The organism is Burkholderia mayonis (genome assembly GCF_001523745.2).
In the GTDB taxonomy this organism is placed as follows: Bacteria; Pseudomonadota; Gammaproteobacteria; order Burkholderiales; family Burkholderiaceae; genus Burkholderia; species Burkholderia mayonis.
The window spans coordinates 1,081,504-1,094,716 of record NZ_CP013386.1; the positions used below are offsets into that span (position 1 = coordinate 1,081,504).

The 13,213-nt window shown below is 67.4% G+C and carries 10 protein-coding genes and 1 pseudogene; 5 read left to right on the forward strand and 6 right to left on the reverse strand.

Going from position 1 to position 13,213, the window contains the following annotated elements; translation table 11 throughout:
• Positions 1-13: 13 nt before the first annotated feature.
• On the reverse strand, positions 14-2,173 hold the full coding sequence (gene metG, locus WS70_RS05400; protein ID WP_059597284.1) for a methionine--tRNA ligase: 2,160 nt from the start codon (positions 2,171-2,173) through the stop codon (positions 14-16).
• Positions 2,174-2,647: 474 nt separating this feature from the next.
• On the reverse strand, positions 2,648-3,295 hold the full coding sequence (locus WS70_RS05410) for a YiaD family glycine zipper/OmpA-like lipoprotein (RefSeq protein WP_059469197.1): 648 nt from the start codon (positions 3,293-3,295) through the stop codon (positions 2,648-2,650).
• A 371-nt stretch (positions 3,296-3,666) separates the two neighbouring features.
• On the opposite strand from WS70_RS05410, the gene apbC reads away from it, so the two are divergent.
• The 5 genes from apbC to WS70_RS05440 all read left to right on the forward strand — a co-directional run bounded on the left by apbC (position 3,667) and on the right by WS70_RS05440 (position 9,178).
• Positions 3,667-4,755 carry an iron-sulfur cluster carrier protein ApbC gene (apbC, locus tag WS70_RS05420; RefSeq protein ID WP_059469196.1) on the forward strand — a complete coding sequence of 363 codons (1,089 nt, stop codon included), beginning with the start codon at positions 3,667-3,669 and terminating at the stop codon, positions 4,753-4,755.
• Positions 4,756-4,886: 131 nt separating this feature from the next.
• The gene (gene sodC / locus WS70_RS05425) at positions 4,887-5,426 is read left to right on the forward strand and encodes a superoxide dismutase [Cu-Zn] (protein ID WP_059469195.1); all 540 of its coding nucleotides are present in this window, start codon (positions 4,887-4,889) and stop codon (positions 5,424-5,426) included.
• A 104-nt stretch (positions 5,427-5,530) separates the two neighbouring features.
• A complete protein-coding gene (dcd, locus tag WS70_RS05430; protein ID WP_010102234.1) occupies positions 5,531-6,100 on the forward strand; it encodes a dCTP deaminase in 570 nt (189 codons plus the stop codon).
• Between the two features lie 85 nt (positions 6,101-6,185).
• Positions 6,186-8,465, forward strand: a complete 2,280-nt coding sequence (locus WS70_RS05435) for an arginine/lysine/ornithine decarboxylase (protein WP_059469194.1) — start codon at positions 6,186-6,188, stop codon at positions 8,463-8,465.
• Positions 8,466-8,467: 2 nt separating this feature from the next.
• Entirely contained in the window at positions 8,468-9,178 is a 711-nt protein-coding gene (locus WS70_RS05440) for a lysozyme inhibitor LprI family protein (RefSeq protein WP_059597283.1), read from the forward strand.
• Between the two features lie 132 nt (positions 9,179-9,310).
• Here WS70_RS05440 and WS70_RS05445 read toward each other — a convergent pair whose 3' ends face one another.
• From WS70_RS05445 to WS70_RS05460, 4 genes and pseudogenes are all read right to left on the reverse strand, one after another.
• Positions 9,311-9,985 (reverse strand): HAD family hydrolase, encoded by a 675-nt coding sequence (locus tag WS70_RS05445; RefSeq protein WP_059597282.1) that lies wholly within the window; start codon positions 9,983-9,985, stop codon positions 9,311-9,313.
• Between the two features lie 312 nt (positions 9,986-10,297).
• Positions 10,298-11,707, reverse strand: a complete 1,410-nt coding sequence (argH, locus tag WS70_RS05450) for an argininosuccinate lyase (RefSeq protein ID WP_059597281.1) — start codon at positions 11,705-11,707, stop codon at positions 10,298-10,300.
• A 103-nt stretch (positions 11,708-11,810) separates the two neighbouring features.
• Positions 11,811-12,158, reverse strand: a pseudogene (locus WS70_RS05455) (fimbria/pilus outer membrane usher protein); the annotation flags it as partial.
• Positions 12,159-12,256: 98 nt separating this feature from the next.
• Positions 12,257-13,069 carry a helix-turn-helix transcriptional regulator gene (locus tag WS70_RS05460; protein ID WP_059469189.1) on the reverse strand — a complete coding sequence of 271 codons (813 nt, stop codon included), beginning with the start codon at positions 13,067-13,069 and terminating at the stop codon, positions 12,257-12,259.
• Positions 13,070-13,213: the final 144 nt, after the last annotated feature.

The following is a 13,213-nucleotide window of genomic DNA, read 5'->3' on the forward strand; positions in this document are numbered from 1 at the left end:
CGTGCGTCGCCGCTTACTTCACGCGCATGCCGGGCTTCGCGCCGCTATGCGGCTCGAGGATGTAGAGGCCCGGCTCGGCCTTTTCGTCGGCTGCCGACGCGGCGAGCACCATCCCTTCGGACACGCCGAACTTCATCTTGCGCGGCGCTAGGTTCGCGACCATCACCGTCAGCTTGCCGACGAGATCCTCCGGCTGGTACGCCGACTTGATCCCGGAGAACACGTTGCGGGTCTTCTTCTCGCCGACGTCGAGCGTGAGCCGCAGCAGCTTGTCGGAGCCATCGACGGCTTCGCACGCGACGATCTTCGCGATGCGCAGATCGATCTTCGCGAAGTCGTCGATCGCGATGATCGGCACTGCGTCGTCGGTGGCGGGCGCGGCTTTCGCATCCTTCACGCGCTTCGCATTCTTCGCGCCGTTGCCGCCCGCCGCGCCCGCATCGGCTGCCGCCGCGGCGGCGCCCTGAAGCGAGCCGCGGTTCGCGGCGAGGAGCGCGTCGAGCTGCTTCGGATCGACGCGGGTCATCAGGTGCTGATACGCGCGGATCGGCTGCTCGGACGACAGCGGCTTGTTCGCGTCGGCCCACGCGAGCGGCGCGACGCCGAAGAACGCTTCGACGCCCTCCGAGACGCGCGGCAGCACGGGCTTCAGCGCGAGCGACAGCAGGCGGAATGCCTCGAGGCTCACGCTGCAGGTTTCGTGCAGCGCGGCCGCGTTCGCCGGGTCCTTCGCGAGCTCCCACGGCTTCGCCGTGTCGACGTAGCCGTTGACCTCGTCGGCGAGCTCCATCGTCTGGCGCAGCGCGCGGCCGTACTCGCGCGCTTCGTAGTGCGCGGCGATCTGCGGGATCGCATCGCGCAGCGCCGCGAGGAGCGGATGGTTCATTGCGCTGTCCTGCACGCGGCCGTCGAAGCGCTTGATCAGGAAACCCGCCGCGCGGCTCGCGATGTTCACGTACTTGCCGACGAGGTCGCTGTTCACGCGCGCCTGGAAGTCCTCGAGGTTCAGGTCGATGTCTTCCATCGTCGCGTTGAGCTTCGCGGCGAAGTAGTAGCGCAGCCATTCAGGGTTGAGGCCCGTGTCGATGTAGCTCTGCGCGGTGATGAAGGTGCCGCGCGACTTCGACATCTTCGCGCCGTCGACCGTCAGAAAGCCGTGCGCGAATACGTTGGTCGGCGTGCGATGGTCCGAGAACTCGAGCATCGCGGGCCAGAACAGCGTGTGGAAGTACAGGATGTCCTTGCCGATGAAGTGATACTGCTCGGTCGTCGAGTCCTTCTTGATCCACGCGTCGAAATCGATGCCGCGCTGCTCGCACAGGTTCTTGAAGCTCGCGTAGTAGCCGACGGGCGCATCGAGCCACACGTAGAAATACTTGCCGGGCGCGCCGGGGATCTCGAAGCCGAAGTAGGGCGCGTCGCGCGAGATGTCCCAATCGGCGAGCTTCGCCTCGCCCGCGTCGCCGAGCCATTCGCGCATCTTGTTGGTCGCTTCGGGCTGCGCGAGGCCGCTCACCCATTCGCGCAGGAATGCCTCGCAGCGCGGGTCGGACAGCCGGAAGAAGTAGTGCGTCGACGTCTTGCGCACGGGCGTCGCGCCCGACACGACCGAGTACGGATTGACGAGATCCGTCGGCTGGTACGTCGTGCCGCACACTTCGCAACTGTCGCCGTACTGGTCTTTCGCGTGGCATTTCGGGCACTCGCCCTTGATGAAGCGGTCCGGCAGGAACATTTCCTTGACGGGATCGTAAGCCTGCTCGATCTCGCGCTCGGCGATGAAGCCGGCGTTCTTCAGCGCGAGGTAAATCTTCTCGCTCAGCACGCGGTTTTCGTCGGAGTCCGTCGTATAGAAGTTGTCGAACGAGACCCCGAAGCTGTCGAAGTCGCGCTTGTGTTCTCGCCACACGCGCTCGATCAACTGCTTCGGCGTCACGCTTTCCTGCTCGGCGCGCAGCATGACGGGCGTGCCGTGCGTGTCGTCCGCGCCGATGTAGTAGATCTCGTGGCCGTGCATTCGCATCGTCCGCACCCAGACGTCGGTCTGGATGTACTCGACCAGGTGGCCGATGTGAATCTGCCCGTTCGCATAGGGCAGCGCGGACGTGACGAGGATCTGGCGGCGGCCTTGCGGCGCGCCGGCCTGCACGGAGGTGAGGTCGGATGCGGACATAGGGTCTCTGAAGGGACTGCTTGCGGAAAATCGTAGGGAAGCTGCGATTCTAGCAGGGCGGCCGCCAGCCGAAGTACGGGCGGACGGCGCGCGGTTGCGCCTGTCGAGCGGGGTTGCGATGCGGCGCTCGCCGGCGCGCGCGCGGCGCGTCACGCGCCGTAATATTTTTGAATTGAAAGCTCTTGGTAAAGCGGCTATGTTTGCGTCGGCTGAGCGATGTGCGGCGACGGCGGAGCCGGCAGGTCGGATGTTGCGACGCAGAACGGCGTCGCGCGGGCAAAAAAAACCGGGGCGGATGTGGCCCCGGAGCAACAACGACAAGAGGAGAATGGTGACGCGCCGGCAGCACCGTCACGTACCGTAAAGACAGACTCCGCCGCTCGCAAGAAGTTCGAAATTTTTTTCGAGTTGTTACAAGCGGCCTCGAAAGCCTTGTCCGGCGGGGCTCGGCACGCCATTCTCCAGCAGTCGGATTTACTGCGCCGCTTGCGGAGCGCGCAGGTAGATCTCGACGCGGCGGTTCTGCGCGCGGCCGGCTTCCGTTGCGTTGTCGGCGATCGGGTTCGATGCGCCCATGCCTTGCGCCGACAGACGGCCACCCGTGACGCCGCGTTGCGACAGCGCGTTCACGACGCTCTGCGCGCGATTTTGCGACAGCGTCTGGTTGTGCGCCGCCGAGCCCGTGCTGTCGGTGTAGCCGACGACGGATGCGGTGATCTGCGGGTTCTGGTTCAGCGTCGACGCGAGGTCGTTCAAGAGCGGCGTGAACGCCGGCGTGACCGCGTACTGGTTGGTCGCGAACGTGACCGAGCTCGGCACGTTCAGCTTGAGCGAGCCGTCCGGCTGCTCGGTGACCTGCGTGCCCGTCTGCTGCGCGGACGGCGCGAGCTTGTTCTTGATCGCTTGCCAGTTGTAGCCCGTCACGCCGCCGACGAGTGCGCCGACGCCGGCGCCGATCGCCGCGCCCTTGCCGCCGCCAGCCAGCGCGCCGATGCCTGCGCCGAGCGCGGCGCCCGTGCCCGTGCCGACTGCCGTGTTGGTTCCTTGCGGGGTCGCGCAACCCGCCAGCAGGGCGCCGGCGAGAGCGAAAACGGACAAGCGCGTCGCGATTTTGGTATTCATCTTGGTTTCCTCTCTTGAGTGACTCGACAAGAACAAAAAAGAACTGCTCTTTCGGCGGGGGGACCCGCGCGCCGGCGTGCGGACGCGCGAGCGCCTCGATCCGTCCGGCACCCGGCCGCGGAGCCTGCCGCCGATGCGACAAGCCCCGTTTGCCAGGATGGCTGTTCGGACCAAGCGCGCCCCAGCCTCTACAATATAGGCGGTATGGCCCCGATGTGGCCCCGAAGCGCGCCGCCCGCGAAGATTGCGCCGCAAGTCGGCTTTACGCAATGGCGTGCAATAAATTCTTTCACTTTTCTCGCTTTTCGCCCGGATATTTGAAGATTATTGACCTTATGGGCGATTTTGAGCGACGTTCCCACGGAGTTTCGATGAGTATCGACAGGGCGCTCGTCGACGCCGCACTCGCGGCAGTCGTCGACCCGAACACCGGCCGCCCGTACGCGGCGCACCGCGGCATTCGCAACGTGACGATCGACGGCGACGCCGTTTCGGCCGACGTCGTGCTCGGCTATCCGGCGAGGAGCCAGTTCGTCGACGCGCGCGCGCGCGTCGACGCGGCGCTCGCCGCGGTGCCGGGCGTGCGCGAGGCGCGCGTCGAGGTGTCGCAGGAGATCGCCGCGCATGCGGTGCAGCGCGGCGTGCAGCTGCTGCCGAACGTGAAGAACATCGTCGCGGTCGCATCGGGCAAGGGCGGCGTCGGCAAGAGCACGACGGCCGTGAATCTCGCGCTCGCGCTCGCGGCCGAAGGCGCGTCGGTCGGCATCCTCGACGCCGACATCTACGGCCCGTCGCTGCCGACGATGCTCGGCATCCACGACCGGCCGGAGTCGCCCGACAACAAGTCGATGAATCCGCTCGTCGGCCACGGTTTGCAGGCGAACTCGATCGGCTTTTTGGTCGGCGAGGACAATCCGATGGTGTGGCGCGGCCCGATGGCGACGTCGGCGCTCGAGCAGCTGCTGCGTCAGACCAACTGGCACGCGCTCGACTATCTGATCGTCGACATGCCGCCCGGCACGGGCGACATCCAACTGACGCTCGCGCAGCGCGTGCCGGTGACGGGCGCCGTGATCGTCACGACACCGCAGGACATCGCGCTCCTCGACGCGAAGAAGGGGCTCAAGATGTTCGAGAAGGTGAACATCCCGATTCTCGGCATCGTCGAGAACATGAGCATCCACGTGTGCTCGAACTGCGGGCACGAGGAGCACATCTTCGGCGCGGGCGGCGCCGAGCGGATGGCGAAGGAGTACGGCGTGACCGTGCTCGGCAGCCTGCCGCTCGACATCCGGATTCGCGAGCAGGCGGACAGCGGCGCGCCGACCGTCGCCGCGGACCCGGGCGGCAAGCTCGCCGAGCGCTACCGCGCGATCGCGCGGGGCGTCGCGATCGCGATCGCCGAGCGTGCGAGGGACATGTCGTCGAAGTTTCCGACGATCGTTGTTCAAAATACGTAAAATCCCCGTCAGGGCCGCGTCGGACGGTGTTTGCGGCGCGGCGAGTCACGGTATCATGACGACTTTCCCGAAGGTCCCTTTACCGGCCCGGCGGGCGCTCGTCCGAGCGTTCCGCCCGGCATGAGGATCGCATGAAACGACGACTCGACGGCGTGCCGGGCTGGTTCGCGCGCCATGCGCCGCTTGTCCTGGCCGCCATCGGCCTCCTGGCCGGCTGCACCACGTTTGCATCGCAACACGAAAAGCGCGCTGACGCGCTGCTCCAGCCGACGGTCGGCAGCCAGGCGCGCGGTACGGTGACGCTTGCCGAACGTCCGGACGGCGTGCAGGTCACGTACAACTTCGCGGGCCTGCCGCCCAACAGCGATCACGCGCTGCAGGTCCACGAGCGCGGCGACTGCAACGCCGCCGACGGCTCGAGCGCGGGTGCCGTGTTCGCGCCCGCGGCGGACCGCCTGCGCGCGGGCGCGCGCGTCGGCGGCGATCTCGGCAACATCCACGCGGATGCGAACGGCGTCGCGGCGGGCTTCATCGTCGCGCCCGACGTCGCGCTCGACGGCGTGCGCTCGGTGCTCGGCCGCTCGGTGCTCGTCCACCGCGACCCGAGCGATCCGGCGTTCCCGCAGCACGGCGCGGGGCCTGCGCTCGCGTGCGGCGTCGTGCGGCAATGACGCGGGCCGGTCCGTTCCCGATCGCGTAAAATGTGCGCCTTTCATGGCCGCCGGACCGTTCGGCGGCATCCATCCAGACACGCAGCGTTTTCCGGCGCCTTTTTATGAGCATCAAGTCCGACAAGTGGATCCGGCGCATGGCCGAAGAGCACAAGATGATCGAGCCGTTCGTGCCCGATCAGGTTCGCACCGCCGAAGACGGCCGCAAGATCGTCAGCTACGGCACGTCGAGCTACGGCTACGACATTCGCTGCGCGGACGAATTCAAGATCTTCACGAACATCAATTCGACGATCGTCGATCCGAAGAACTTCGACGAAGGCTCGTTCGTCGATTTCAAGGGCGATGTGTGCATCATCCCGCCGAACTCGTTCGCGCTCGCGCGCACCGTCGAGTACTTCCGCATTCCGCGCACCGTGCTGACCGTGTGCCTCGGCAAGTCGACGTACGCGCGCTGCGGGATCATCGTCAACGTGACGCCGTTCGAGCCCGAATGGGAAGGCTACGTGACGCTCGAATTCTCGAACACCACGCCGCTGCCCGCGAAGATCTACGCGAACGAAGGCGTCGCCCAGGTCCTCTTCTTCGAGAGCGACGAGGTGTGCGACGTGTCGTACGCGGATCGCGGCGGCAAGTACCAGGGACAGCGCGGTGTCACGCTGCCGAAAACCTGATCTGGTTGCATATCGGAACACCGACCAGTTTCCGGGTGACCGCTGCGCGTCTCGCGCCGCGGTCGTTCTTTTTGGAGAATCGCCCATGAAGTTTCGTTTTCCCGTCGTCATCATCGACGAAGATTTCCGCTCCGAGAACATCTCGGGCTCCGGCATCCGGGCGCTTGCCGAAGCGATCGAGAAGGAGGGCGTCGAAGTCCTCGGCTTGACGAGCTACGGCGATCTGACGTCGTTCGCGCAGCAGTCGAGCCGCGCGTCGTGCTTCATCCTGTCGATCGACGACGACGAACTCATGCTCGGCGAAACCGGCCCGGACGGCGAACTGCCCGAACTCGCGACCGCGATCATCGAACTGCGCGCGTTCGTCACCGAAGTGCGCCGCCGCAACGCGGACATCCCGATCTTCCTGTACGGCGAGACGCGCACGTCGCGCCACCTGCCGAACGATATCCTGCGCGAGCTGCACGGCTTCATCCACATGTTCGAGGACACGCCGGAGTTCGTCGCGCGCCACATCATCCGCGAAGCGAAGGTCTACCTCGATTCGCTCGCGCCGCCGTTCTTCAAGGAGCTCGTCAAGTACGCGGACGAAGGCTCGTATTCGTGGCACTGCCCGGGCCACTCGGGCGGCGTCGCGTTCCTGAAGAACCCGCTCGGCCAGATGTTTCACCAGTTCTTCGGCGAGAACATGCTGCGTGCGGACGTCTGCAACGCGGTCGACGAGCTCGGCCAGCTGCTCGACCATACGGGCCCCGTGGCCGCATCCGAGCGCAACGCCGCGCGGATCTTCAGCGCCGATCACCTGTTCTTCGTGACGAACGGCACGTCGACGTCTAACAAGATCGTCTGGCACGCGACCGTCGCGCCGGGCGACATCGTGCTCGTCGACCGCAACTGCCACAAGTCGATCCTGCACGCGATCACGATGACGCACGCGATCCCCGTGTTCCTCACGCCGACGCGCAATCACTTCGGCATCATCGGGCCGATCCCGCGCGACGAGTTCAAGCCGGAGAACATCCGCAAGAAGATCGAGGCGAATCCGTTCGCGCGCGAGGCGCTGAAGAAGAACCCGAACCTGAAGCCGCGGATCCTGACGATCACGCAGAGCACGTACGACGGCGTCGTCTACAACGTCGAGCAGATCAAGGACTTGCTCGGCGATTTGCTCGACACGCTGCACTTCGACGAGGCGTGGCTGCCGCACGCGGAGTTCCATCCGTTCTACCAGGACATGCACGCGATCGGCGCGGGCCGGCCGCGCACCGGCGCGCTCGTGTTCGCAACGCACTCGACGCACAAGCTGCTCGCGGGCATCTCGCAGGCTTCGCAGATCGTCGTGCAGGATTCGGAGAACCGCACGTTCGACCGCCATCGCTTTAACGAGGCGTACCTGATGCACACGTCGACGAGCCCGCAGTACGCGATCATCGCGTCGTGCGACGTCGCGGCCGCGATGATGGAGCCGCCGGGCGGCACCGCGCTCGTCGAGGAATCGATCGCCGAGGCGATCGACTTCCGCCGCGCGATGCGCAAGGTCGACGCCGAGTACGGCGACGACTGGTTCTTCAGCGTATGGGGCCCGGACAACCTGTCGGACGAAGGCATCGGCTCGCGCGCGGACTGGCTGCTGAAGCCGAACGACCGCTGGCACGGCTTCGGCCCGCTCGCGGAAGGCTTCAACATGCTCGATCCGATCAAGGCGACGATCATCACGCCGGGGCTCGACGTCGACGGCGAGTTCGGCGAGACCGGCATTCCGGCCGCGATCGTCACGAAGTACCTGGCCGAGCACGGGATCATCGTCGAGAAGACGGGCCTGTATTCGTTCTTCATCATGTTCACGATCGGCATCACGAAGGGCCGCTGGAACTCGATGGTCACCGAGCTGCAGCAGTTCAAGGATGACTACGACAACAACCAGCCGCTCTGGCGCGTGCTGCCGGAGTTCGTCGCGCAGTTCCCGATCTACGAGCGCGTCGGCTTGCGCGACCTGTGCACGCAGATCCACGACGTGTATCGCGCGAACGACATCGCGCGTCTCACGACCGAGATGTACCTGTCGAACATGGAGCCGGCGATGAAGCCGTCCGACGCGTTCGCGAAGCTCGCGCACCGCGAGATCGACCGCGTGCCGCTCGACGAGCTCGAAGGCCGTGTGACGAGCATCCTGCTGACGCCGTATCCGCCGGGCATTCCGCTGCTGATCCCGGGCGAGCGCTTCAACAAGACGATCGTCAACTACCTGCGGTTCGCGCGCGATTTCAACGAGCGCTTCCCGGGCTTCCATACGGACATCCACGGTCTCGTCGCGGAAGAGATGAACGGCCGCACCGAGTACTACGTCGACTGCGTGCGCGGCTGACGATGATCGAAGTCCGGAAGACGCTCGTGCGCTTCGCCGCCGTCGCGCTGGCCGCCTGGCTGGCGGCGGGCGCGGCGCATGCCGAGGTCGCGGCGGCCGATCCGATCGACGTCGCGATGCGCCAGTGTCTCGCGCGGCGCGACCGCTCGTCGACCGTCGGCCAGATCCAGTGCATGGACGAGGCGCGGCAGCAGTGGCTCGCTGAAGTCGACGCCGCGTACCAGCGGTTGCAGAAGGCGGCGCCCGCCGATGCGCGGCGCGGCTGGCAGGAGAGCCAGCGCCGCTGGCTCGCGTGGCGCAAGGACGAAGCGCATCTGGTGCGCGCGGTCTACGAGACGACGCAGGGGACGATGTACGCGATGGCGAGCGCCGACATGCGGTTGCAGCCGGTGCGCGATCGTGCGCGCGCACTGCGCGGCGTGGCCGACCGCTATGCGCAGCCGGGCGGCGGCAAGGGCGCGGTGCATCGCGTGCGGCCTTGCATGCGCGATGCGGCGTGCGAGCACGCACTCTTCGACATGAACCGCTATTACGCGAAATTGCAGTCGCGGATGCCCGCGGCTTCGCTGCCGGCGCTCGTGCAGGCGCAGCGCGAGTGGGCGGCGTTTCGCGACGCGATGACGCCGCTCATCAGCGAGGATGAACGGGTCGATCTGATCGGTGCGCGCGTCGCGATGCTCAAGCGGTTCTCGGAGACGGTCAACAATCGTTGAGCGCCGTGCGGGCGCTTTGCGCGCCGGTGCTCATGTCTTGCGCGGGCGGCATCGATTTTCCTCGGATGCCGCCCGCGCGTTCTTGCGATTGTCTTCGAACGCCCGTACTCGTGCGGCGGGCGCCGCGCCGACTCACGCGAGCTGTGCGGCGCGCGGCCCGAACCACGCCGGCACGAGTGCGACCGCGTCGTCGAGCGAAGCGAGCACACGCAGGCTCAGCGCGACGATCTCGGGCGTCGGCGCCTTCAGGTCAGGCACGGTGACGACGGATGCGCCCGCGCGCGTCGCGGCGAGTGCGCCGAAATCGCTGTCCTCGAACGCGACGCACGCGTGCGCCGGCAAGTTCAGCCGCTCGGCCGCGAGCCGGTAGACGGCCGGATCGGGCTTGCCGCGTTCCACTTCGTCGCCGCCCGCGATCGCGGCGAAAAATTCCAGTACGCCGACCGCGTGAAGCCGCGTGCGAATCACGTCGCGCGCGGACGACGACGCGACCGCGCACGGAATGCCGGCACGGGCGAGCGTGCTCAGCAGCGCATGCGCGCCTGTCTTCAGCGGAAATTTCGGATGGGGCAGCGGCGCGGCGAGCTGCTCGCGCACCTGCGCGGACACCGAGCGGAACGCGTCGTCGCCGAGCAGTCCGGCGAGAACCGTCTGGCCTTCCCGAAACGAGCGGCCGACGATCTGCAGGTAATCGGCGGAGGACAGCGCGACGCCGTGAGCGCGCGCAACGTCGATCCACGTGTTCATGATGGTCCGCTCGGAGTCGACGAGCAGGCCGTCCATATCGAAGATTGCCGCTGAGAACATGGGTTCCGTTCCGTCCGTGAATCGATGCGTGGGCCGCCGGCGCGGAGCTATCGCGCGTTCGAGCGGTGGTGCCGGCGCGCGCCGCGCTTGCGCGAGCCCGGAAGCGATGCGCGCCGTTTCGGTGATCGCCGCGCGTCGCGTCGCGCATCACGTGCCCGGCTTCGTGGAATCCGTGCACGGCGGCGATGAGCCGCTTGCGGGCACCGCAGCCGGGCGCGTATCGCGCCGCGAGTCGTACTGCAGATCGCACCGCGGATTGCGCCGCGGATGCAAAAGCGGACACCGCGCGGTGTCCGCCACGTGCATGCCCGCTTACTTGGCGAGCGCCGCGCGCGCCGCCTTCACCGCCGCGCGCACCTGGTCCGGCGCCGTGCCGCCCGGATGGTTGCGGCTCGCGACGGAGCCTTCGAGCGTCAGGTAGTCGAATACGTCGTCGCCGATCAGGTGCGCGACGTTCGGCAGCTCCTGCTTCATCTCGTCGAGCGTCAGGTCCGCGAGATCGCAGCCGCGCACGTCGCAAACCTTCACCGCGTGCGCGACCGCCTCGTGCGCGTCGCGGAACGGCAGCCCGCGCTTCACCAGATAGTCGGCGAGATCGGTCGCGGTCGAGAAGCCCTGCAGCGCCGCGGCGCGCATCGCCTGCGGCTTCACCGTGATGCCGGCGACCATCTCCGCGAAGATCCGCAGCGTGTCGGCGACCGTGTCGACCGTGTCGAAGAGGGGCTCCTTGTCTTCCTGGTTGTCCTTGTTGTACGCGAGCGGCTGGCCCTTCATCAGCGTGAGGAGCGCCATCAAGTGGCCGTTTACGCGGCCCGTCTTGCCGCGCGCGAGCTCGGGCACGTCCGGGTTCTTCTTCTGCGGCATGATCGACGAACCGGTGCAGAAGCGGTCGGCGATGTCGATGAAGCCGACGCGCGGGCTCATCCACAGCACGAGCTCTTCCGAGAAGCGCGACACGTGCGTCATGATCAGCGCGGACGCCGCCGTGAATTCGATCGCGAAATCGCGATCGGACACGGCGTCGAGCGAGTTCGCGCAGATGCCGTCGAAGCCGAGCGTCTTCGCGACCGCGTGGCGGTCGATCGGATAGCTCGTGCCCGCGAGCGCCGCCGCGCCGAGCGGCAGGCGATTCACGCGGGTGCGGCAGTCGCGCATGCGCTCGGCGTCGCGCGAGAACATCTCGACGTACGCGAGCAGATGATGGCCGAACGTGACGGGCTGCGCGACCTGCAGATGCGTGAAGCCCGGCAGGATCGTGTCCGCGTTCTGTTCCGCAAGGTCGATCAGCGCGCCGCGCAGGTCGTTCAGGAGGCCGCCGATCCGGTCGATCTCGCCGCGCAGCCACAGGCGGATGTCGGTCGCGACCTGGTCGTTGCGCGAGCGGCCCGTGTGCAGGCGCTTGCCGGCATCGCCGATCAGCGCGGTCAGGCGCGCCTCGATGTTCAGGTGGACGTCTTCGAGATCGAGCTGCCATTCGAATTCGCCGCGCTCGATCTCGCCGTGGATCTGCGCCATTCCGCGCTCGATCGCGGCGAGGTCGTCGGCGCTGATGATCTTCTGCGCGGCGAGCATGGTCGCGTGCGCGAGCGAGCCGGCAATGTCGACGAGCGCGAGCCGCTTGTCGAAGAAGACCGACGACGTGTAGCGCTTGACGAGCTCGGACATCGGTTCCGAAAAGCGGGCCGACCAGGCCTCGCCCTTTTTGTGCAATTGGGACGTCATGGCGATTCTTAGAGGGAGTGGAGCGGCGCGCGCCGCGGGCGCGCGCCGCGAATGGATATCGCGGATTTTAGCATTCGCGCGGCGGGCGGCTGGTGCGGGGGGCGGTCAGGCGGTCGCTCGCGCCGTAGCGCGCGGTTGCGCTGACGGCCGGGCGGCGCGTGTAGTCGAACGAGCGCGGGCCCCACGCGCGCCGCAGGAAGCCCGCCTCGACCGAGTAGCTCGCGAGGCCGGGAGCGAGCATTCCCGTGCCGATGTAAAGCGGCAGCGACGTCGCGATCGTGCGCCCGAGCGCGTCGCGCGTGACGACGGTCGCATTGCTCGCGCCCGTGATGCCCGCCCCGCTGTTGATGACGAACGGGTCGCTCGGCACGTCGCCGCTGAACTGGCGCACGCCGTTTACGTACAGATCGACCGTTGACGGCACGACGGCCGTGCCCACGAGCGCCGGCACCTACAACGACACGATCACCGCGACGATCACGTTCTGACGCGGCATCGCCGCGTTTCGCACGCGTATGCACATGCGAACGCAGACGCGCGCTCCCGCGGTCATGCGCCTTCGCGAACCAGCACGACGAACTTCAGGTCTTCGCGGTGCGCGGGCTTGAGCGTCATCTGCTGATAGACGACGCGGCCTTCGCGGGGATGGTCGAACGCGCGCTCGCCGCCTTCGCGCTCGCCGACGTCCTGCGACGCCCAGTAATGCGCGAACGCGTCGCTTTCGGCAAGCAGCGAATCGATCAGCGTGCGAGTGGGCGCGTCGTTCAGATGACGGATCGTGTCGGCGCGGAATTCGGCGACGAGCCGCCGCGCGCGCGTCTCCCAATCGACGATCAGCGTGCGGGCGGCGGGCGACGTGAACGTGAAGCGCAGCAGGTTGCGATCGTCGCGCTCGCCGTCGAGCCAGCCGGCGAAGAGCGCGGCCGCCGCGTCGTTCCACGCGAGCGCGTTCCACTGGCGGTCGAGCACGTACGCGGGCGTCGCGATGAGCTTCACGGCCGCGACGAGCGTCGCCGGCACGTCGGTCGCCGCGAACTCGGGCTCGGCCGGGTCGCGCTGCGCGGCGAGCTCGAACAGATACGCGCGCTCGGCGCGCGACAGCCGCAGCGCGACCGCGATTCGCGCGAGCGCGTCGGCCGACGCCGACACTTCGCGGCCTTGCTCGATCCACGTGTACCAGGTCGGACTCACGCCGCACAGCTGCGCGACCTCCTCCCGCCGCAGTCCGGGCGTCCTGCGCCGCGGGCCGGGCGGCAGGCCGACCGCCTCCGGCGACAGCCGTTCGCGGTGCGCGCGGATGAACTCGCCGAGCGCGCGGGCCGGCGTGGAGTCGAGAGACGGAGGGGCGGGCGGGCGGCTCATGTGGGTCTGGTCTGGCGATGCGCGTGGGGACGAAGAACGGAAAACGGGCTCCGGCCGGCCGGCTGGCTGGTGGAGCGGATACCAGGATAATTGCTTGGCTTGTACCGGTACCAATCGGACTCTATTGTAGCGGCTCAAGGCGGC